Raw genomic sequence first — 20,821 nt, forward strand, 5'->3', positions numbered from 1 at the left:
AATCTGTCTTGAAATTCGTCCCCGCCGAATGGTCGCGCGGATCATCCGTCTGCGGAAGCGTCTTTCGCGCCGAAGCCGCCGCCGCCGGGCGTTTCGATGACGAAGACGTCGCCCGGCTCCATGGCAGCTTCGGCTGTGGGGCCCAGAGGCTCGATCCGCCCCTCAGCGCGTTCGACCCGGTTGACGCCGACCGCACCCGGTCCGCCGCCGGCGGCGCCGAAGGGCGGCACGCGGCGATGGTTGGACAAGATGGCCGCCGTCATCGGCTCCAGAAAGCGCATCCGCCGTACGGCGCCGTCGCCGCCTCGATGCAGGCCTTCGCCACCCGAACCGCGCCGGATGGAAAACTCTTCCAGAAGCACGGGAAAGCGCGTTTCCAGCACCTCGGGATCGGTCAGGCGGCTGTTGGTCATGTGGGTCTGGACGGCGGCGGTTCCGTCGAAATCCGGCCCCGCGCCTGAACCGCCGGCGATCGTCTCGTAATACTGCCGGGCGTCGTCGCCGAAGGTGAAGTTGTTCATGGTCCCCTGGCTAGAGGCCAGAACGCCCAGCGCGCCGTATAGCGTATCGACCACGGCTTGGCTGGTCTCGACATTGCCCGCCACCACGGCTGCGGGGTAGCGCGGGTTCAGCATCGAGCCTTCCCGCACGATCAGTTCGATCGGCTTGAGACAGCCCTCGTTCAGCGGAATGGCGTCGTTCACCAAGGTGCGGAAGACATAGAGGGTCGCCGCCCGCGCGATCGATAGCGGGGCGTTGAAGTTGCTAGGCAGTTGGTCGCTGGTTCCGGTGAAATCGACAACGGCACTGCGGGCCTCGGCGTCTACGTCGATGCGGACGCGGATGACGGCGCCGTCGTCCATCTCATAGGCGAAGGCACCGGGCTTCAGGGCGGCGACGGCGCGACGCACGGCCTCTTCGGCATTGTCCTGAACGTGGCCCATGTAGGCCGTGACGACGTCGCGACCGAACTCGACGGTCATGCGGATCAGTTCCTGAGCGCCGCGCGTGCAGGCGGCGACCTGGGCCTTGAGGTCCGACAGGTTCTGATCGACGTTGCGCGAGGGCCAGGGACCGGAGGCGAACAGGGCGCGTGCCTCGGCTTCGCAGAGCCTTCCGGCGTCCACCAACAGGAAGTCGTCGATCAGCACCCCTTCATCGTCCACGCTGCGCGAGTTGGCGGGCATGGAGCCGGGCGTGATGCCGCCCACGTCGGCGTGGTGGCCGCGCGCTGCGACGAAGAAGGCGGGCGTGTCGTCGCCATCCAGAAACACCGGCAGGATGACGGTGATGTCGGGCAGGTGGGTGCCCCCATTATAGGGCGCGTTCAGCATATAGACGTCGCCCGCCTTCATGCCCCGAGCGTCGCGCCTCTCGCCGCGTGAGGCAATCACGGTGCGGATGCTCTCGCCCATTGAGCCCAGATGCACCGGGATATGCGGCGCATTGGCGATCAGCGATCCTCCCGCGTCGAAGACGGCGCAGGAGAAGTCCAGCCGCTCCTTGATGTTCACCGAATAGGCGGTGGCGCGCAGGGCCTCGCCCATCTGTTCGGCGCAGGCCATGAAGCGGCTGTTGAACACCTCCAGCATGATCGGATCGACGTCCGTGCCGATGGCGGTGCGGGCGGGCAGGGCGACGACCCGCTTCAGCAGCAGGTTGGCCGCCGCATCGACCGAGGCGCGCCAGCCAGGTTCGACGACCGTGGTGCCGGTATCCTCCAGCAGGACCGCCGGGCCGTCGACATGGGCGCCGGGCTTCAGCGCCTCGCGCCGATAGACGGGCGTCTGGCGATCCTCACCCGCCATGCGGACGGTCAGGGCGGCGACAGGCTCGGGCGCCGAGGCATCGCCATCGGCGGCCTGTGTCGTCTCCGGCGTCTGGTCCGAGCGGCCGACAGCTTCGACTTCCAGCGTCTCGACCACCAGGGCCTTGTCCTCGGCGAAAAAGCCGAAGCGGCGGCGGTGCGTCTCCTCAAAGGCGGCGGCCATGTCGACGGCCGAGCCGAACGGCACAGTCAGGGGGGTGTCGGACCCTGCGAACTTGATCTCGGCGCGGGCGATGGTCGAGACGACAGCGGCGTCGAAGCCTTGCGCCGACAGGTCAGCGCGAGCCGCGCCGGTCAGTTCTGCGATCCGTTCATCGAGTACGTTGTCCGTTGCCGGTGCGAGGGGCATGGCGACAGTCGTCTGGCGAATGGCCCGCACCTCGGCCAGGCCCATGCCATAGGCCGACAAGACGCCTGCGAACGGATGCAGCAGCACCTGGGTCATGCCCAGCGCATCGGCCACCAGGCAGGCGTGCTGCCCACCCGCGCCGCCGAAGCAGTTCAGCACATATTTGGTGACATCATAGCCGCGCTGGATGGAGATGGAGCGGATCGCCTCGGCCATGTTCTGCACGGCGATGGTGACGAAGCCTTCGGCCAGTTCGCCGGGGGTGACGGGGCGGCCGGTGGAAGCCTCGACCTCGGCGGCCATGTCCTCGAACTTCGCGCGCACCGCCTGCGCGTCCAGCGGCAGATCAGCGTCAGGGCCGAAGACGGCGGGGAAGAAGTCGGGGCTCAGCTTGCCCATCATGACGTTGCAATCCGTCACCGTCAGCGGCCCGCCGCGCCGATAGGCGGCCGGCCCCGGAGAGGCGCCGGCTGATTCCGGCCCGACCCTCAACCGCCCGCCGTCGAACCGACAGATGGAGCCGCCGCCCGCCGCCACGGTGTGGATGCTCAACATCGGCGCGCGTAGCCGCACCCCGGCCACCACGGCGTCGGATGTCCGTTCATAGTCTCCGGCGAAGTGGGACACGTCAGTTGAAGTGCCGCCCATGTCGAAGCCGATGACGCGGTCGAAGCCTGCAGCCTTTGCGGTCTCGGCCATGGCCACCACGCCGCCCGCCGGACCTGACAGGATAGCGTCCTTGCCGCGGAAGGCGTCGGCGGCGGTCAGTCCGCCCGAAGACTGCATGAACTGCAACGGCGTCGCAGCGCCCAGATCGCCGCCGACCCGGTCCACATAGGCGCGTAGGATCGGTGACAGATAGGCGTCCGCGACCGTCGTGTCTCCGCGCCCGATCAGCTTGATCAGGGCGCCGACTTCATGACTGACAGAGACCTGGTCAAAGCCGATCTCGCGTGCGATTTCCGCCAACCGCCGCTCATGTTCGGTGAAGCGCCAGCCGTGGACCAAAACGATGGCCAAGGCGCGGAAGCCCGCCGCATGGGCCGCATTCAGATCGGTGCGCGCCTTCGCCTCGTCCAGCGGCCGGTCAACGGCCCCGTCGGCGGTCAGTCGCTCGTCGATCTCGACCACGAGGTCATAGAGTTGATCGTTCAGGCGGATGTGACGGGTGAACAGTTCGGGCCGGGCCTGCCAGCCGATCCTCAAGGCGTCGCCGAATCCCGCCGTGATCGCCAGCGCCGTGGGCTCGCCCTTGCGTTCCAATAAGGCATTGGTGGCGACTGTCGTGCCCATGCGAACTTCGCCGACCAGTCCCTCCGCCAGCGGGCCGGGGGCGGCCTGTAGTATCCGGCGAATGCTTTCGACGGCGGCGTCGGCATACTGCTCAGGGTTCACCGACAGCAGTTTGCCTGTGCGGAGCAAACCATCGGGCGCACGCGCGACTACATCGGTGAAGGTGCCGCCGCGGTCGATCCAGAATCGCCAGCTCAGGTTCGCGTTTGTCATAAACCCATGTTTATGGCCGATATCCGTGTCGGCGCCAGCACTCACATCAGTCAAGCAAGGGCAGATTGACAGGAATGGTTGAATGAGGCGTATATGAATATGGCCTCATATTTAATTCCAAAAACACAAGGGGCATAAGGGGAAGAAGCGTGAGGAAGAGCAATCTATTCGGAGCCGTATGCACTGTGGCGCTCGCCGTAGCGGCGAACGCTCAAGCCCAGTCGGAACCCGCCCCGGACGTCGCAACCGTCGAGGATATCGTGGTGACGGCGCGTCACCGCGCCCAGAACCTACAGGATGTGCCGATCTCCATCACCGCCTATTCGGGCGATAATCTGGATCGGATGAACGTCAACAACGTGCTGGAGTTGAGCGGCCTGGCGCCAGGCCTTCAGGTGCACGGCGGGGACTCCTCGGTGGCGCCGAAGGTCTATATCCGCGGCGTCGGTTCAAACGACTTCAACCCGACCAATCCCAGCCCGACCGCCGTCTATGTGGACGGCGTGATCCGCGGCTCGTCGATCATGCAACTGGATTCCTTCTTCGACCTGTCGCAGGTCGAGGTGCTGCGCGGGCCGCAGGGCACGCTGTTCGGCCGCAACACCACGGGCGGCGCCCTGAACATCACCAGCCGTCGCCCGACCGATTACTACACGGCTGACCTGACGGCTCGTTACGGCTCACGCGAACGGATGGAGCTGGAAGGCGGCGTCGGCGGCCCGGTGATCGAGGACGTCCTGGCCTTCCGCGCGGCGGCCAACTACGTCCGCGACGACGGCTATACGAAGAACCGCCTGACCGGCCGCAACGTCAACGACAGCGACCGCTGGGCAGCCCGGATGTCGTTGCTCTATACGCCCAACGATCGTGTCGAGGTGCTGGCGCACGTCGGCGGCGGCAACAGCCGCAACGGCGCCCTGCAGGGGCAGGCGAGGGGGCTGATCCCCAACACCGCCGAGGCCACGGGGGCAGACGGTTGGTGCCTGCCCAGCTTCTACGGCACATCGGCCTGCACCGACGCCCTGGGCTATGTCGATACCGACGGCGATCCCTACGCCGGCGACTATTCGATGGAAGGTCGCGACCGGCTGAAGCTGTTCAACGCCGACGTCACCACCACGGTCGATCTGGGCGAGCTGTCGCTGGTGTCGGTCACCGGCTTCGTCAACGCCCGCCACCGCGACGATGAGAACACGGACTCCGGCCCGAACAACCTGATCAAAGGCTTCTACCGCGTCGATCAGGACCAGTTCACCCAGGAGTTCCGCCTGCAGTCCAACAGCGGCGGCCGCTTCGACTGGGTTGCTGGCGTCTTCTACATGAACGACAGCCTGAAGTCGGACAGCGCCTTTGAGATCGGCCTGGACCTGCTGAATATGCTGCCGGACCCGATGGCCGGCGTCGCCATGGGCGTGGGCACTGTCTCTTACCCTCACAGCCTGAAGACCGAGAGCTACGCCGTCTTCAGCGAGGTAGACTACAAGCTGACCGAGCGCCTGTCGCTGGTCGCGGGCCTGCGCTGGTCGCGCGACGACAAGACCATGGACTATCACAGCCGCTTCACCGAGGCGGGCGTGACCCTGGTCGACTTCCACGGCTCCAAGTCGTTCGAGAGCATTTCGGGCCGGGCCGTGCTGAACTATGACATCAGCGACAACTCGCGCGCCTATGTCAGCTACAACCGCGGCTACAAGAGCGGCGGCTTTGCGGGCGGCATGATCACCGACGTTCAGGACCTGGGTCCGTATGACGACGAAGTGCTGAACGCCTATGAGGTCGGCTTCAAGAGCGAGCTGTTCGGACGTCGTGCGCGCCTGAATGCGGCGGCCTTCTACTACGACTATCAGGACCTGCAGGTTTACAGCTACGTCGTGCGCGGCCCGACCAGCGTGCCGATCCTCGACAACGCCTCGGACGCCGTCATCAAGGGCGCCGAAATCGAACTGACCGTTGCGCCGATGAAGGGGCTGGACATCTCGCTGGGCGCCGCCGTGCTGGACAGCGAATACAAGAACTACATCTCGGTCGGGGAAGACTTCTCGGGCAACCGCCTGCCGACTGCGCCTGAGTTCACTTTCAACGGGGCTGTGTCCTATCAGCACAGCCTGGGCGACAAGGGGGATCTTCTGATGACCCTGTCGGGCTCCTATCGCTCGAAGTTCTACTTCAGCTCGGGCAATGTCGAGCGCCTCAGCCAGGACGGCTACTGGACCGTCAATGGCGAACTGGGCTGGGCTCTGCCGGACGGCAAGACCGAGGTCGGCCTGTGGGCGCGCAACCTGACGGACGAGGTCTATCAGCGCGGCATCGTCAACCTTGAGGCGCTGGGCATGGACCGGGTGTCGATGGGCGAGCCTCGCTCGGCTGGCGTCTATCTGCGTTTGCGTTACTAAGGGACGCTTGGCGGCGTTCGGCCTGGTCGGACGCCGCCGGTTCTTGATCGAAACGACGGGCTGGGGCGTGATCCGACCTCGTCGCAGACGAGGCGTTGATGCAACTGCAGAGCTATTCCACCTATCTGGCCGCTGAGCTGCGGGACAACCCTCCGCGTCTGAAGGGGCAACGCACGCGCGCGCGCCTTCTGCTTGCCGCAGCTCAGGTGCTGGAGGAGCGCGGCTATCACGCCATGCGCGTGGGCGACATCACGACGCAGGCCGAAGTCGCCGAAGGCTCCTTCTACGTCTACTTCAAGGACAAGACCGAGATTTCCGTCGAGGCGCTGACGCGCTTCTTCGATGACTATGTCGCCAAGGCGATGACGCCCGCGACAGGCAATACGCCATTCGCCAGAATCCGTTCGACCAATCGCCTGTGGTTCCGCGTCTGCCGGGCGAATCCCGGCCTGATGAAGTGCGTCTTCCAGGTCGGCGACTATGTTCCCGAGTTCCTGCAGATCAGCCAGAAGATCAACCGCCGCTGGGCCGAAGTCGTGGCCGAGAGCATCCAGCGCCGTCGCGCCGAGGACGACCCGGACGCCGTGCGCCTGGCCGGCTATATGCTGGTCGCCATGGCGGATGAAATCGCCCGCAAGATGATCGTCTTACCGGATGAATCCTTCATCGAGGTCTTGGCGCGCATGGGCGCCGCCACTGACGACACCCTGTCGGACGCCGTCAGCGTGGTCTGGCACCAACTGGCTTACGGCGACGCTCCAACAAGCGACGACCTGCCGGAAGCGGCCTTGAGGTTGGCCGGCTTCCTGTCGCGGTCGCGGCCCGCCGCCTAGAGCGGTTGGCCCTGGCGGCGACGTAGTCGATCCAGCTTGAACAGCAGCGGCGCGCTGCACGCCAGCATGAGCGCCGGGCCTGTCGCGAACAGCAGGGGAATGGCGGCCAGAGCCGAATCCGGCTGCGCCTGCCCCCCAGAGACATAGCCTGCAAGGCCCAACAGCACCCCGGCGGCCGCGCCGCCCAGAGCAAGGCCCAGTTTCTCACCCGAAACCCAGACGGCCGTCAGAAGGCCGAGGTTGGCTTCGGCCTCTTTCTGGTCGCGGGCCGCAACCACGCTGGGCATCAAGGCGAAGGGCAAGACATAGCACCCCGCCTGGCCCAGCCCCGCCAGTGCGGCCACGGCGGTGGCGAGGGCCACATCGCCCGGACCGCACCACACATAACCAAGAGTGGCCAGGGCATAGGCGGCGGCGGCGGCGATGGCGGCGCGCGTCGCCCCCCAACGGTCGGCGAACTTGACCCACAGAGGCATGGCCGCGACCTGAACGATCGCCCCCGCCAGGAACAGTTGCGCCAGCATCCCTGAGGACGCCTGGATCTGATAGGTGACGGCATAGGGCATCATCGCCGACTGGGCGCCCATGGCGACCGTCTGGAAGGCGTAGCCGATCCACAAGAAGCGATAGGCCGGATTGCCCAGAGTGGCGCGCACCCCGGCCGCCAGCGCCTTGGCCGGTTTCAGCGGCGCGCCGAAATCGCGGCTGCGGTCCTGCAGCTTCCAGACTGCACGCAACGACCCCAGCAAGGCGCCGCCCGCCATTAGCGCCAGCAACATCCCCATGACGGCATAGCCGGGACGACCTCCGCCCGCCATTTCGACCAGTAGGGGCGACATGCCGCCTGCCACCATGAGGCCGAACGCCAGGAAGCCGACACGCCATGCCACGACGCGGGTCCGGTCCTGCTGGCGCCGTGAAATTTCTCCCGGCATGGCGGCGTAGGGAATGGAGAACAGGGCGTAGGCCGTCGTCGCCGCCATATAGGCGGCCATGACCCAGACCACGGCGCCGAAGCCGGTCAGGTGCGTCGGCGGGGCGAACATGGCCGCGAACCCTAGTGGAAACAGGGCCGCGCCTGCCGCCATCAAGGGCCAGCGTCGCCCCATCCGCCCACGCAGCCGATCCGACCACAGGCCCACGACAGGGTCGAACACCACTTCCCATATCTTCGGCAACAGAAGGACAATGCCCGCCGTCGCCGCCGGCACCGCCAGGGTGTCCGTCAGGAAGTAGAGCAGCAAAAGCTGCGGCGTGATCAAGAAGCAGGCCAGGCCGATGTTGGCGAGACCATATCCGGCCAGCAGGCGAGGGCGCAGAGGCGTCGCCGGGTCCACGGTGCTTGGCGTCTTGACGGCGGCGTCCATTAGTCCTCCACGGCCAGACGGCGCAGCGCCATCTTGTCCACCTTGCCGACCGGCAGACGCGAAAGGTCCGGCTCGATCACGAAACGCTTGGGAATCTTGTAGTTGGCCAGCCGCTCGCGGCAATGGGCCTGAAGCTGAGCGGCGTCGACGTCAGCGCGGGCGATCACGAAGGCGACGCCCACCTCGCCCCATACGGAATCGGGAACGCCCACGACAGCGGCCTCGGTAATGGCGGGATGGGCTTCCAGCGCGATCTCGATCTCGCGCGGATAGACGTTGTAGCCGCCGGACTTGTACATTTCCTTCAGCCGTCCGGTGATGCGCAGGCGGCCGTCGTCCAGCCAGGCGCCGACATCGCCGGTGCGGAACCATCCGTCCTTGGTGAAGGCGTCGGCCGTGGCGTCAGGCCGGTTCCAGTAACCGAGGAACAGAGGCGCGCCCTTGGCCTCGATCTCGCCGTCGGCGCCGGCCTGTTTGACCAGCGATCCGTCTTCGGCGCGCAGGCGGACTTCATAGTGACGGGTCGGCCGCCCGACCGAGGCCGTGGCGAAGACGACATCGGCGTCCCCCTGAACGGTCATGTCGCCGGTGGCGGCGATGGGGCCGCAGGATTCCGTGAGGCCGTAGTTGGTGCCCATGCAGGTCGCGACGGGGATCAGGGCCTTGATCGTTGGCGCGGGCATGGCCGCGCCGCCCCAGAAGACGCGCCGCACAGCCGACAGGTCCGTCTGGGCGAAGGCGGAATGCGCCACCGTCATCTCGAACACGGACGGAACCGTGCCCCACAGGGTGACGCCTTCCGACGCCATCGTGCTCAAGCCCGTTTCGACGTCGAACTGTTCCAGGAAGGCCAGCTTGCCGCCGTTGACCAGAACCATGGCGGTGATGTCGCCGACGCAGCCGATGTGGTTGATCGGCAGGTAGTTCAACATGCACAGCGGTTCGCCGCGCAAGGGTTCGCCCTGCTCCAGAGCCGGCAGGATCAACCCTTCATGATGCAGTACAGCGCCCTTCGGCTTGCCCGTGCTGCCTGATGTGTAGACGATCAGGCAGGGATCACGCGTCGCGACAGACCGCTTCCGTTCCGCCAGGGCTTCGTCGGACACGGCCTCGCCCTGGGCGACATAGACGCTCAACGGCAAATGGGCGCGCGCGTCCAATTCGTCTTCGCCGATCAGGACGAGGTCAGCTGAAACTTCCGCCGCCAGGGCTTCCAGATCCTCGACGTAATCTCGTCCAGCCACACGGCGACGCCCGATGATCAGGCGCGGCGTGCAGTCGCTGACGACATAGGCCAGCTCTTCATAGCGGTAGCGGGGGTTTAATCCGACCCAGATCGCCCCAACCGCCGCCGTGGCCAGAAAGACGGTCAGAAAGTCAGGGGAGGGCGGGGCCAGCATGGCGACGCGATCGCCCTTGCCGACGCCAGCGGCGATCATGGCGCGAGCCAGGGCGTCGACGTCGCGCGCCATATCCCCATAGGTCTGAACCTGACCGTCCAGCGTCGTCGCCGGCGCATCAGGCGTCTGCTCGCCATACCAGGCGGCGTAGTCGGAAATCAGCGTCAGCAGCGGCGAATCTCCTACCGCCGACATCGTCCTGGAAGGCATCAACCGCTGCTGAACGCTGGACATCAAGCCCTCGCTTCGACGCTATCAGGCACCCAGACGCTGAGCCAGGTCGCCACCAGGGCAGGGCGCTCGCCGCCCTCGATTTCGATCACGGCGTCCATGGAGCGACGCACTCGTCCAGCTTCATCCGTTTGCTCCGGTCCCTTGACGAAGCGACCCCGCACGCGACTGCCCGTCGGCACCGGCGCGACCAGACGCATACGGTCGAATCCATAGTTCAGGAAGTAGCCGCCTTCAGGTTTGAAATTGCCGCCGGCGCCCTCGATCGCTTTCGCCGCCAGATGGGTCAGCAGGGACACCGTAAGAAAACCAAAGGCGATTGTTCCGCCATAAGGGGTGTTGTCCTTGGCCCATTCGGGATCGTTGTGAAAGGGATCGCTGTCCAGGGTCGCGCGACCGAAGTCGTCAATCATGGCCTGCGTGACCTCGACCCACCCCGAGACCATCTCTGAAGCGTGTTCAACCGCCTGAACCATCACTGAACCCTAAAATTGAAGATGACCTCATATTCACAGTTTCGAGCAGGGGTGCAAGAGGGGTAGCTGCATTCCTGAGCGAGGCGGCAGACGAACTTATGCGCGTGAGAACGAAAATCGTAACTGTGGCGCTTATCATCTACCGAACCTATCTTGGTCGGTGGATCGAAGCTGATCGATAGCACCTTTGGCTTTCAAGCCGTCTCGCTTGGGATCGAAAGCGAACGATTCCAGTTTCGTGTCACAGGGTGACGCATCAATCTCCATGCGAAGAGATCAACCGGATGAGTGAAAAGAAGAAAGTCTGCGCCGTCATCGGCGTTGGGCCCGGCAACGGCGCCGCTCTGGCGCGACGCTTCGCGGCTGACGGCTATGCCTTGGCCTTGATGGCGCGATCGTCGAAAAACACTGAAGCCCTGGCGGAAGAACTGGCCGACGCTCGTTCCTTCGCCTGCGACGTGGGCGATGCGGCATCGGTCGCCGGCGCCTTCGCGGCGGTTCGGGCTGAGATGGGTGAAGTCGATGTGGTGGTCTTCAACGCAGGCTCCGGCGTCTTTGGCGCACTCGACGATGTGAGCGCCGCTGATTTCGAGGCGTCCTGGCGCGTGAACAGCCTCGGCCTTTTCCTGGTCGCGAAGGAGGTCACGCCGGCCATGAAGGCCGCGGGCGAGGGCGCCATCGTCGTTATCGGCGCCACGGCGTCACGACGCGGCACGGCGCGAACCACGGCCTTCGCTCCAGCCAAGGCGGCGCAGCGCAGCCTGTGTGAAGCCCTGGCGCGACAGCTCGGTCCGGACGGCATCCACGTGGCGCTGATCATCCTCGACGGCGTCGTCGATTTGCCGCGCACTCGTGAAGTCATGAAGGACAAGTCAGACGACTTCTTTATCAAGCCCTCGGGCGTGGCCGACCTTGCGTCGATGCTGGTCCGCCAGGACAGGTCGGCCTGGACCTTCGAGGCGGAAGCCCGCCCCTTCGGCGAAACCTGGTGACACTTTGAAGCGGAGACCAGACCTGGTGCGCTCAGGTCTGGTCAACCCGCCTGACCGCCATTCAATGGCGGTGGCCGATGAAGATGGTTTCGCTATGCGCCCAGTACTGAACAACCCTTCGGCCTTGATTGCTTTATGCGCGCCTTATGCGGCGGGCAGCTTTCCGAATGGCCCGCTTACGCCCTGAAAGCGTCTCTTCCGGCTCTAACTGAGCTGGAGATGTCGGCATGACCGATGTGATTTATGTGGCGATCGGCGTCGGGGCTTTCGTGGCCTTCGCGGCGCTGGCCATTGCGCTGAAGAGGTTGTGACCATGTGGCTGAACGTCCTTTGGGGCGCCGGCGCACTCGTCATCGCCGGCTATATGGTCGCGGCCCTGCTGCGCCCCGAGCGGTTCTGAGCGGAGCCGCCACCTCATGAACATTCAAGGATGGGCGGAAATCGCCCTGACCCTGGGTCTGGCCGTCGTGCTCGGCTGGCCGATCGGGGTCTATATGTCGCGCGTCTGGAACGGCGAGCGAACCTGGCTGGACCCGGTGCTGAAGCCGGTCGAGGGCCTCTTCTATCGCGCCGCGGGGGTCGACCCAACGCGCAAGCAGGGCTGGCTAGCCTACGCCGGCGCCCTGTTGGCCTTCAACCTGGCGGGCTTCCTGCTGCTGTACGGCATGCTGCGTCTGCAGGGTGTCTTGCCGATGAACCCGCAGGGGTTCGGCGGCCTCAGCCCGCACCTGGCCTTCAACACCGCCGTCAGTTTCGTCACCAACACCAACTGGCAGAGCTATGGCGGTGAAACCACCGTCTCGACCTTCAGCCAGATGGTCGGCCTGACGGTGCAGAACTTCGTCTCGGCCGCCACCGGCGCTACCATCGCCGCCGCCCTGGCGCGCGCCTTCATCGCCAATCGCGGCGAGGCGCTGGGCAACTTTTGGGCCGACCTGACGCGCACCAGCCTCTATGTCCTGCTGCCCATCGCCTTCATCGTGGCCGTGGTTCTGGCCGGTCTGGGCGTGGTCCAGTCGCTGGCGGCCTCGGCCCAGGCGACGACGCTGGAAGGTGGTCAGCAGACCATCAGCCTGTTCCCGACCGCCAGCCAACTGGCCATCAAGCAGTTGGGCATCAACGGCGGCGGCGTGTTCAACGTCAACTCGGCTCACCCGCTGGAAAACCCGACGCCGCTAACCAATCTGATCACGGCGATCAGCATCAACGTCTTGGGCTGGGCGGCCTTCTTCGCCTTCGGCCGCAGCGTCATGGCCAAGAAGGACGTGCGCGCCTTGGTGGTAGCGGCGGTCCTGCTGCTGGGCGCGGCGGGTTCGGCCCTCTACGTCATCGAAAGCCAGCCGGCGCCCGCCCTGGTCGCGGCCAGCGTGGATACGTCCGTCGGCAATATGGAAGGCAAGGAGGTCCGCTTCGGCGTGCCGTCGTCCGTCGCCTGGGCGACCCAGACGACCGGCGCCTCGAACGGTTCGGTCAACTCCATGCACGCCAGCTACATGCCGCTGGGCGGGGCTGTGACCATGTTCCTGATGCAACTGGGCGAGATCCTGCCCGGCGGGATCGGGTCGGGCATCGCGGTCATGGTCCTGATGGCCATGCTGGCGGTCTTCGTCGCGGGCCTGATGGTCGGCCGCACGCCCGAATACCTGGGCAAGAAGATCGAGGCGCGCGAAATCCAGTTCGCCATGCTGGTGGTGCTGGTCGTGCCCCTGTCCGTGCTGGGCTTCTCCGCCGTCGCGTCGGTCCTGCCCGAAGCCCTGGCCGGTCTGCTGAACAAGGGGCCGCATGGTCTGTCCGAGATTCTCTACGCCTATACTTCGGCGACAGGGAACAACGGCTCGGCCTTCGCGGGCCTGACCGCCAACGCCCCGTGGTGGAACACCACCCTGGGCCTGGCCATGCTGCTGGGCCGGTTCGTGCCCGCCGTCGCGGTTCTGGCCGTGGCCGGCGCCCTGGTCGTCAAGCCCCGGCTGGCGCCCTCGACCGGCACCCTGCCCACGCACGGTCCGCTGTTCATCGGCCTGCTGATCGGGGTGATCCTGATCCTCGGCGGCCTGCAGTTCTTCCCCGCACTCTCTCTGGGACCGATCGTGGAGCATTTCGACATGCTCCAGGTCACGGCCCGGTTCTGATCGGATATCCGTCATGACCCAAGTCACGCTCGATCCGTCGAGCTCCCGATCTGTTGCGCCCATCGCGGGCGGGCTGACCGGGGCCATGCTCGGCCGGGCGCTCGGCGACGCCGTCGTCAAGCTGAACCCGACCAAGCTTCTCAACAACCCGGTGATCTTCGCCACCTGGATCGTCGCGACCCTGGCCACCGTTTCGGCGGTCGCCGCCGTGGCGACGGGGCAGGCGGCGGGCTTCGCCATCCAACTGGCCCTGTGGCTGTGGGCCACGGTGTTGTTCGCCAACGTGGCGGAAAGCATCGCCGAGGGGCGCGGCAAGGCGGCGGCGGACAGCCTGCGCGCCGCCCGCGTCACCACCAAGGCCAAGCTGATCGTCGACCCCGCGACGGGCACGGTCGTCCCGACCCCGGCGCATGAGCTGGAGATCGGTGCGATCGTCCTGGTCGAGGCCGGGGACGTCATCCCCTCGGACGGCGAGATCATCGAGGGCGTCGCCTCGGTCAACGAGGCCGCCATCACGGGCGAGAGCGCGCCCGTCATCCGCGAAAGCGGCGGCGACCGCTCTGCCGTCACCGGCGGCACCACGGTCGTCTCCGACTGGATCAAGGTGCGCATCACCTCGGCGCCCGGCGCGACCTTCCTGGATCGCATGATCGCCATGGTCGAGGGCGCGGACCGTCGCAAGACGCCGAACGAACTGGCCCTGTCGGTCCTGCTGGCCGGTCTGAGCCTGATCTTCCTGATCGCGGTCGCGGCCCTGCTGGGCCTGGGCGCCTATTCAGGGATCAAGCTGGATCCCATCGTACTGGGCGCCCTGTTCATCACCCTGATCCCCACCACGATCGGGGGCCTGCTGTCCGCCGTCGGCATCGCCGGCATGGACCGGTTGCTGAAGGTGAATGTTCTGGCCACATCGGGCCGCGCGGTGGAGGCGGCAGGCGACGTCGACACCCTGCTGCTCGACAAGACCGGCACCATCACCTTCGGCAACCGCATGGCGACCGAGGTCATCCCCGCGCCGGGCGTCCGCCCCGAAGCGGCGATGCGCGCGGCGGTCATGGCCTCTCTGGCCGATGAGACGCCGGAAGGCCGCTCCATCGTCGAACTGGGCCGCAACGCCGGGGTGACGGGCGACATGCCCGCCGGAGCCAGGACCATTCCCTTCACCGCCGTCACCCGACAGTCGGGCCTCGAAGCCGACGGCCGCTCGTGGCGCAAGGGGGCGGTGGACGCGGTGCTGAAGGCGTTGGGCGTGGCCGAAAGCGCCGCCCCGGCCGAGTTCCGTGCCGCCGTAGACCGCATCGCCCGTTCGGGCGGCACACCCCTGGCCGTGGTCGAGAACGAAGCCCTGGTCGGCGTCATCCATCTGAAGGACGTGGTCAAGCCAGGCGTAAAGGCGCGCTTCGCCGACCTGCGCCGCATGGGCCTGCGCACCGTCATGATCACCGGCGACAACCCGGTGACGGCGGCGGCCATCGCATCCGAAGCCGGGGTCGACGACTTCCTGTCCGAGGCCACGCCGGAGGACAAGATGCGCCTGATCAAGGCGGAACAGGCCAAGGGTCGTCTGGTCGCCATGTGCGGCGACGGCGCCAACGACGCGCCCGCTCTGGCTCAGGCTGACGTCGGCGTGGCGATGCAGACCGGCGCCCAGGCCGCGCGCGAGGCGGGCAACATGGTCGATCTGGACTCAGACCCCACCAAGGTCATCGAGATCGTCGAAGTCGGCAAGCAGCTGCTGATCACGCGCGGCGCCCTGACCACCTTCTCGATCGCCAACGACGTGGCCAAGTATTTCGCCATCATCCCGGCGATGTTCGTGGTCGGCCTGCCGTCGCTGGCGGCGCTGAACGTGATGAAGCTGTCCAGCCCGGAGAGCGCCATCCTGTCGGCGGTCATCTTCAACGCCCTGGTCATCGTCGCCCTGATCCCGCTGGCGCTGCGCGGGGTGAAATACCGCGCCGTGGGGGCGGGCAAGCTGCTGGGACGCAACCTGCTGATCTACGGCCTGGGCGGCCTGATCGCGCCCTTCGTCGGCATCAAGCTCATCGACATCGTCATCTCCGCCCTCGGCCTAGCCTGAAGCCGGCCCTGAGGCGCAAGGAAAACTATCATGCGTAAACGTAAGAAACTCGATGGTTCGGACCTCAACAACGCCCTGGTGGGCGGGGCCTGCCTGGTCGCCGTCATCACCCTGGGCCTGTGCACGGCGCCCACGGACGCCAAGGCCCAGGATGCTGCGAATGGCGCCCGCCCCGAGGTCGCCTTCAACGCCGCCATTGGATCGGACTATGTCTTCCGGGGCGTCAGCCAGAACGAAGGCGACCCGGCGATCTCGGCCGGGGTCGATGTGACGCAAGGCCTGTTCTACGCCGGGGCTTGGGCCGGGAATGTCTCCTTCGCCGGCGACGCGGACACCGACGCCGAGATCGACCTTTATGCGGGCGTTCGCCCTGCGTTTGGCGGCTTCGACTGGGACTTCGGCTTGGTCAGCTATTTCTACGCCGGCAAGCCGGACGGCGCCGACTATGACTATATGGAGCTGAAGGCCGCTGCCTCGCGTGCGGTCGGCCCGGCGACGCTGGGCGCGGCGATCTACTATTCGCCGGACTTCTTCGGCGCATCCGAGGACGAGGCGACCTATGCCGAGGTCAACGCGGCGATCAGCCCGGCTGACAAGTGGACGCTCTCTGCGGCCGTGGGGCGTCAGTGGGTGTCGTCGGACTTCGACTACACGACCTGGAACCTGGGCGCGGCCTATCAGCTGACGGAGCGGCTGGGCTTGGACGTCCGCTATTTCGACACCGACGAGCACGACTTCGGCTCCGCCTATGACAGCCGCGTCGTCGCTAGCCTGAAGGCGAACTTCTGATGCTGAATCATATCCGCCCGGCGGTCGTCATGATCGCCCTGTTCACCGGCGTTCTGGGCGTCGGCTATCCGTTGGCCGTGACCGGCGTGGCCCAGGCGGCCTTCTCGGATCAGGCGAACGGCAGCCTGGTCCACGATAAGGAGGGGCGGGTGGTCGGCTCAGCCCTGGTCGGCCAGGCGTTCGCTGCGCCGGGGTATCTGCATTCCCGGCCGTCGGCGGCGGGCGAAGGCTACGACGCCTCCGCCTCGTCCGGCTCCAATTTCGGCCCGCTGAACCCCGATCTGATCGCGCGGGTGAAGACGGACGCGGACGCCTTGCGAAGTGAGACGGGGGCGAAAGTCATCCCCGCCGACGCCGTGACGGCCTCCGCTTCGGGCCTCGACCCACATATCTCTCCGGCCTACGCTGAGCTTCAGGCCGTCCGCATCGCCAAGGCGCGCGGCGTAGGGGAGGCGCAGGTGCGCGAAGTGATCCGTCAGCATGTCGAAGACCGCACGTTCGGCGTTCTGGGACAGCCGCGCGTCAATGTCCTGCTGACCAACCGGGCGCTGGACGCCCGCTTCGGCCGCCTGACGACCGAGGGCGGATGACGCCGCTCGTTCTCTCGACGGACCAGACCCCGGCCGCCCCGCGAAAGCGTGGGCGGCTGAAGGTTTTTCTCGGCATGTCCCCGGGCGTGGGCAAGACCTATGAGATGCTGCGCGCTGCGCGCAGACGAAAGGCTGAGGGCGAGGACATCGTCGTCGGCGTGGTCGAGACCCACGGCCGCAAGGAGACGATGAGCCTGCTGCGCGGGCTTGAAGTCATTGCCCGCAGGCCTATCGCCTATCGCGAACGGACCTTGCTGGAGTTCGACATCGATGCGGCCATCGCGCGCCGCCCGGCCCTGCTTCTGGTCGACGAATACGCCCACTCCAACGCGCCCGGTTCGCGCCACCCGAAGCGGTGGCAGGACGTGGAGGAGATCCTGGAGACCGGGATCGACGTCTGGACCACGCTGAACGTCCAGCATCTGGAAAGCCTGTCGGACGTGGTGCTGCGCATCACGGGCGTTCGGCAACGCGAGAGCGTGCCCGACAGCGCCCTGTCGCGCGCCGACGACATCGAGCTGGTGGACATCACGCCGGAGGAGCTGCGCAAGCGCCTGGCCGAGGGCAAGGTTTATGTGCCGGAGACGGCGCGACTGGCCTCGGACAACTTCTTCAAGGTCGAGAATCTGACGGCCCTGCGCGAACTGGCCCTGCGCCGCGCGGCCCAGACGGTGGACGATCAACTGACCGCCCGTCTGCGCGAACAGGGGGCCGCCGGGCCGTGGGCGGCGGGGGAGCGCATCCTGGTGCTGGTGGCGGGCGACGCCATGGCCGGCCCCCTGGTTCGGACGGGGCGGCGCATGTCCGACATGATGATGGACGCGCCCTGGACTGTGGCCCACGTCGATCGGCCGTCTGGCGCGCGGCACGGCGTCGGCTCTGCGGGCAAGCTGTCTGATGCGCTGAAACTGGCCGAGCAGCTGGGCGGACGCACCGTTGTCCTCAGCGGCGACGACGTGGTGCGCGCCATCATGGATCACGCCCACAACAACCATGTCACCCAGATCGTGCTGGCCAAGGCGCGCGACAGCCGCCTGTCGGAATGGCTGGGCCGGTCTCTGGCCGCTGAACTGCTGCGTCAGGCACGCGGCGTCGCCGTCCACGTCGTCACCGACGAGGTCGAGCCACAACCGAAGGCGCCGAAAGAGGGGCGTCTGAACCTGACCGGAGGGTGGCGTGGCTACGCCGTCGGCGCGGCCTGCGTCATTGCGGCGACGGGACTGGCCCTCTTACTGGACCGGACGTTCGAGCGTGTGGACCTGGGCGTCATCTATCTGACGGCGGTGCTGGCGGCGGGCGCCCTTTACGGGCTGCGGCCAGCCCTCGCGGCGGCGACGGTCGCCTTCCTGACCTACAACTTCCTGTTCCTGCAACCGAAGTTCAGCTTCGCCATCGGCTCGCCGACGGACGTGCTGACCCTGATCGTGTTCTGGGGCGTGGCCCTGACGACCGGCGCTCTGGCGGGCCGTGTGCGCGAGCAGGCCAGGGCGGCCCAGCGCCGCGCCTCGGCCGTGTCCGCCCTGCTGGCCGCCAGTCAGCGCCTGACCGGCATCGGCGACCGGAGGGAGGCGGCGCGCATCCTGGCCGAACAGACGGCGGCTGCCGCCGGCGCCGGAGCCGTGGTGCTGCTGCCTGTCGAAGGCGAGCTGACCCTGACGGCCGGGGCGCCGGGCAAGCCCGAACTGGACGCCGAGACCATGGCCGCCGCACGCTGGGCCTGGGAGAAGGGCGAGCCCGCCGGTCACGGCACCGGCACCCTGCCTCAGGCGCGCTGGACCTTCCGACCGCTTCAGGGCGTGCGCGACCGCGCGGGCGTCGCCGGGATCGAGGCGGCGGCGCTGTCGTCGGGTTCGGACGAAGAAAAACTGGCCCTGGCCCTGTTGGACCAGGGCGCAGTGGCGGTTGAGCGCGCTGAACTGGCCGGGCAAGCGGTCGAGACCGAGACCCTGCGCCGTACCGACCGCTTCCGCGGTGCGCTGATGAATTCGGTCAGCCATGATCTGAGGACGCCGCTGTCGACGGTGCTGGGCGCCTCGACCACACTGATCGACCTGGGCGACAAGCTGAAGCCCGCTGTGCGCGCCGACCTTCTTCTATCGATCCGCGAGGAGGCCGAGCGTCTCAGCCGCTACGTCGGCGACCTGCTGGACATGACCCGGCTGGAAGGCGGAGGCCTGAACATCCGTTCCGACTGGGTCGACGTGCGCGACGTGCTGAACGCGGCGGGCAAGCGGGTGGCGCGGCGTCTGGGCGAACGCAAGCTGGCCCGCGACTTCCCGGCCCAACTCAGTCTGGTCATGGTCGATCAAGGGCTGCTGGAGCAGGCGCTGGTCAACATTCTCGAGAACGCCATCGCCTACAGCCCCGACGGATCGACGGTCGAACTGGCCGCCTATGAAGATCGGGGCGCGGTCGTCATCTCCATCGAGGACGAGGGCAAGGGCATCCCGACCGCCGAACTGGAGCGCGTCTTCGACAAGTTCCGCCGCATGGAGGAGCCGTCGGACCGCACCAAGGGCGCAGGGCTCGGCCTGGCCATCGCCAAGGGCTTCGTCGAGGCCATGAACGGGCGTATCGCCGCCGCCAGCCCCATTCAGGATGGAAAGGGCACCCGTATCCTGATCAGCCTGCCCAAGGCCGTCGTCACTCACCCGAGCCTGCTTTAGAGTCCGCTACATGCCCGCTGTCCGACCTCAGATTCTCGTCATCGACGACGAGCCCCAGATCCACCGCTTCTTGTCCCCGGCGCTGGACGCCGCCGGCTATGAGCCGCGCCGCGCCGACAGCGGTCAGGAGGGCTTGCGCGGCATCGCCCTGTGGAGCCCCGACGCCGTGGTGCTGGATCTCGGCCTGCCCGACATGGACGGCAAGGACGTGCTGGCCCGCGCCCGCGAATTCTATGCGGGCCCGATCATCATCCTGTCGGCGCGCGACAAGGAGGCCGAGAAGATCGCGGCCCTCGACCTGGGCGCCAACGACTATGTCGAAAAGCCCTTTGGCGTCGGCGAACTGCTGGCCCGATTGCGCGCCAACCTGCGTCAGGCGCCGCGCGCCGAGGCGGCGGGGCCTCTGACGGCGGGGGAGGTGGTTATCGACCTGGAGCGGCGCCACATCACTCGCGCAGGCGAGGCTGTCCGCCTGACGCCCAAGGAATACGATGTGCTGGCCTATCTGGTGCGCAACGCCGGCAAGGTCGTCGGCCACCGCGACCTGCTGACCGCCGTCTGGGGCAAGGCCCACGCCAAAGACACCCAGTATCTGCGCGTCGTCATCGGCCAACTGCGTCAGAAACTGGAGGTTGATCCGGCTCAGCCGCGCTTGATCCTGACGGAGCCCGGCGTGGGGTATCGCCTGGCGGATTAACCCCGCGTCTGTGGCGGGTATGGCCCCTACAGTTTCCGTCGGTTCAGGCGACGATGCGCACCGCCGCCTGAACCGCTTGTGTCGAAGCCTCCTAGTGGACCATGAAGCGGGCGGAGCCGCTCATCCGGTGGCCGTCCGGACCTTCAGCAGTCCAGGCGGCCGCATAGCTTCCCGGCGCCAGATGCGGCAGGGGCGCGCTGACGGTTCGTGAGGCGGGAGCGGAGGGCGCCGTGACCGTGATCGGCGCTCGTCCCTGGGCCGTCAGGATGACGGTCTTGAGCGTCATCGGGTGCGGAAAGGTCACGCTGAAGCGCTCGGGCGAGCCGTGCGTCATGGCGCCGTCGGCCGGGCTGGTGACGATGCCCGAAGCCTTTGCCTGCGAGCCGCCATGTCGGGCATGACCGGCGTGCGGGTCTTGAGCAGCGGCTACGCCGGCCACGGAGGCCAGCACAGCGGTGAGAACCAGAGTTTTCAGCATGACCAATCTTCCTTTCA

At 66.9% G+C, this 20,821-nt stretch carries 15 protein-coding genes; 10 read left to right on the forward strand and 5 right to left on the reverse strand.

What is annotated here, in order from left to right; genetic code table 11:
- Nucleotides 1-41 precede the first annotated feature (41 nt).
- Nucleotides 42-3,683, reverse strand: a complete 3,642-nt coding sequence (locus AC3IPP_RS08130) for a hydantoinase B/oxoprolinase family protein (protein ID WP_489150930.1) — start codon at nucleotides 3,681-3,683, stop codon at nucleotides 42-44.
- A 185-nt stretch (nucleotides 3,684-3,868) separates the two neighbouring features.
- On the opposite strand from AC3IPP_RS08130, the gene AC3IPP_RS08135 reads away from it, so the two are divergent.
- Both AC3IPP_RS08135 and AC3IPP_RS08140 read left to right on the forward strand, forming a co-directional pair.
- Nucleotides 3,869-6,076 (forward strand): TonB-dependent receptor, encoded by a 2,208-nt coding sequence (locus AC3IPP_RS08135; RefSeq protein ID WP_489150931.1) that lies wholly within the window; start codon nucleotides 3,869-3,871, stop codon nucleotides 6,074-6,076.
- Between the two features lie 98 nt (nucleotides 6,077-6,174).
- Nucleotides 6,175-6,909, forward strand: coding sequence for a TetR/AcrR family transcriptional regulator (locus tag AC3IPP_RS08140; RefSeq protein WP_489150932.1), 735 nt, complete (start codon nucleotides 6,175-6,177; stop codon nucleotides 6,907-6,909).
- On the opposite strand, the gene AC3IPP_RS08145 is transcribed toward AC3IPP_RS08140, so the two are convergent.
- From AC3IPP_RS08145 to AC3IPP_RS08155, 3 genes are read right to left on the reverse strand one after another with little or no spacing between them, the layout of a single operon-like run.
- Nucleotides 6,906-8,276, reverse strand: coding sequence for an MFS transporter (locus tag AC3IPP_RS08145; protein ID WP_489150933.1), 1,371 nt, complete (start codon nucleotides 8,274-8,276; stop codon nucleotides 6,906-6,908). The genes AC3IPP_RS08140 and AC3IPP_RS08145 overlap by 4 nt on opposite strands.
- Nucleotides 8,276-9,910, reverse strand: a complete 1,635-nt coding sequence (locus tag AC3IPP_RS08150; protein ID WP_489150934.1) for a class I adenylate-forming enzyme family protein — start codon at nucleotides 9,908-9,910, stop codon at nucleotides 8,276-8,278. The genes AC3IPP_RS08145 and AC3IPP_RS08150 overlap by 1 nt, the downstream gene beginning before the upstream one ends.
- Nucleotides 9,910-10,383, reverse strand: coding sequence for a MaoC/PaaZ C-terminal domain-containing protein (locus AC3IPP_RS08155; protein ID WP_489150935.1), 474 nt, complete (start codon nucleotides 10,381-10,383; stop codon nucleotides 9,910-9,912). Before AC3IPP_RS08155 ends, AC3IPP_RS08150 begins: the two co-directional genes overlap by 1 nt.
- A gap of 284 nt (nucleotides 10,384-10,667) precedes the next feature.
- On the opposite strand from AC3IPP_RS08155, the gene AC3IPP_RS08160 reads away from it, so the two are divergent.
- The 8 genes from AC3IPP_RS08160 (at nucleotide 10,668) to AC3IPP_RS08195 (ending at nucleotide 20,326) form a co-directional block, all read left to right on the forward strand.
- Nucleotides 10,668-11,375: an SDR family NAD(P)-dependent oxidoreductase gene (locus tag AC3IPP_RS08160; protein WP_489150936.1), complete on the forward strand. Its 708-nt coding sequence runs from the start codon at nucleotides 10,668-10,670 to the stop codon at nucleotides 11,373-11,375.
- Between the two features lie 313 nt (nucleotides 11,376-11,688).
- Entirely contained in the window at nucleotides 11,689-11,775 is an 87-nt protein-coding gene (locus AC3IPP_RS08165) for a potassium-transporting ATPase subunit F (RefSeq protein WP_256968182.1), read from the forward strand.
- Nucleotides 11,776-11,791: 16 nt separating this feature from the next.
- Nucleotides 11,792-13,504, forward strand: coding sequence for a potassium-transporting ATPase subunit KdpA (gene kdpA / locus AC3IPP_RS08170; protein WP_489150937.1), 1,713 nt, complete (start codon nucleotides 11,792-11,794; stop codon nucleotides 13,502-13,504).
- A gap of 13 nt (nucleotides 13,505-13,517) precedes the next feature.
- On the forward strand, nucleotides 13,518-15,584 hold the full coding sequence (gene kdpB / locus AC3IPP_RS08175) for a potassium-transporting ATPase subunit KdpB (RefSeq protein WP_489150938.1): 2,067 nt from the start codon (nucleotides 13,518-13,520) through the stop codon (nucleotides 15,582-15,584).
- A gap of 30 nt (nucleotides 15,585-15,614) precedes the next feature.
- On the forward strand, nucleotides 15,615-16,373 hold the full coding sequence (locus AC3IPP_RS08180) for a TorF family putative porin (RefSeq protein WP_489150939.1): 759 nt from the start codon (nucleotides 15,615-15,617) through the stop codon (nucleotides 16,371-16,373).
- The gene (gene kdpC / locus AC3IPP_RS08185; RefSeq protein WP_489150940.1) at nucleotides 16,373-16,963 is read left to right on the forward strand and encodes a potassium-transporting ATPase subunit KdpC; all 591 of its coding nucleotides are present in this window, start codon (nucleotides 16,373-16,375) and stop codon (nucleotides 16,961-16,963) included. The genes AC3IPP_RS08180 and kdpC overlap by 1 nt, the downstream gene beginning before the upstream one ends.
- Nucleotides 16,960-19,629: a DUF4118 domain-containing protein gene (locus tag AC3IPP_RS08190; RefSeq protein ID WP_489150941.1), complete on the forward strand. Its 2,670-nt coding sequence runs from the start codon at nucleotides 16,960-16,962 to the stop codon at nucleotides 19,627-19,629. The genes kdpC and AC3IPP_RS08190 overlap by 4 nt, the downstream gene beginning before the upstream one ends.
- A gap of 10 nt (nucleotides 19,630-19,639) precedes the next feature.
- Nucleotides 19,640-20,326 carry a winged helix-turn-helix domain-containing protein gene (locus AC3IPP_RS08195; RefSeq protein ID WP_489150942.1) on the forward strand — a complete coding sequence of 229 codons (687 nt, stop codon included), beginning with the start codon at nucleotides 19,640-19,642 and terminating at the stop codon, nucleotides 20,324-20,326.
- A gap of 91 nt (nucleotides 20,327-20,417) precedes the next feature.
- Here AC3IPP_RS08195 and AC3IPP_RS08200 read toward each other — a convergent pair whose 3' ends face one another.
- Nucleotides 20,418-20,804: a copper resistance CopC family protein gene (locus tag AC3IPP_RS08200; RefSeq protein WP_489150943.1), complete on the reverse strand. Its 387-nt coding sequence runs from the start codon at nucleotides 20,802-20,804 to the stop codon at nucleotides 20,418-20,420.
- Nucleotides 20,805-20,821: the final 17 nt, after the last annotated feature.

The sequence above is a fragment of the Brevundimonas sp. KH_060 genome (assembly GCF_057838275.1).

Excerpts from the sequence above, each read along its gene's own strand:
- AC3IPP_RS08150 (WP_489150934.1), bottom strand. The coding sequence starts at position 9,910 with ATGTCCAGCGTTCAGCAGCGGTTGATGCCTTCCAGGACGATGTCGGCG.
- AC3IPP_RS08160 (WP_489150936.1), top strand. The coding sequence starts at position 10,668 with ATGAGTGAAAAGAAGAAAGTCTGCGCCGTCATCGGCGTTGGGCCCGGC.
- AC3IPP_RS08140 (WP_489150932.1), top strand. The coding sequence starts at position 6,175 with ATGCAACTGCAGAGCTATTCCACCTATCTGGCCGCTGAGCTGCGGGAC.
- AC3IPP_RS08195 (WP_489150942.1), top strand. The coding sequence starts at position 19,640 with ATGCCCGCTGTCCGACCTCAGATTCTCGTCATCGACGACGAGCCCCAG.
- AC3IPP_RS08130 (WP_489150930.1), bottom strand. The coding sequence starts at position 3,683 with ATGACAAACGCGAACCTGAGCTGGCGATTCTGGATCGACCGCGGCGGC.
- AC3IPP_RS08180 (WP_489150939.1), top strand. The coding sequence starts at position 15,615 with ATGCGTAAACGTAAGAAACTCGATGGTTCGGACCTCAACAACGCCCTG.
- kdpA (WP_489150937.1), top strand. The coding sequence starts at position 11,792 with ATGAACATTCAAGGATGGGCGGAAATCGCCCTGACCCTGGGTCTGGCC.
- kdpC (WP_489150940.1), top strand. The coding sequence starts at position 16,373 with ATGCTGAATCATATCCGCCCGGCGGTCGTCATGATCGCCCTGTTCACC.
- AC3IPP_RS08200 (WP_489150943.1), bottom strand. The coding sequence starts at position 20,804 with ATGCTGAAAACTCTGGTTCTCACCGCTGTGCTGGCCTCCGTGGCCGGC.
- kdpB (WP_489150938.1), top strand. The coding sequence starts at position 13,518 with ATGACCCAAGTCACGCTCGATCCGTCGAGCTCCCGATCTGTTGCGCCC.
- AC3IPP_RS08190 (WP_489150941.1), top strand. The coding sequence starts at position 16,960 with ATGACGCCGCTCGTTCTCTCGACGGACCAGACCCCGGCCGCCCCGCGA.
- AC3IPP_RS08165 (WP_256968182.1), top strand. The coding sequence starts at position 11,689 with ATGTGGCTGAACGTCCTTTGGGGCGCCGGCGCACTCGTCATCGCCGGC.
- AC3IPP_RS08155 (WP_489150935.1), bottom strand. The coding sequence starts at position 10,383 with ATGGTTCAGGCGGTTGAACACGCTTCAGAGATGGTCTCGGGGTGGGTC.
- AC3IPP_RS08145 (WP_489150933.1), bottom strand. The coding sequence starts at position 8,276 with ATGGACGCCGCCGTCAAGACGCCAAGCACCGTGGACCCGGCGACGCCT.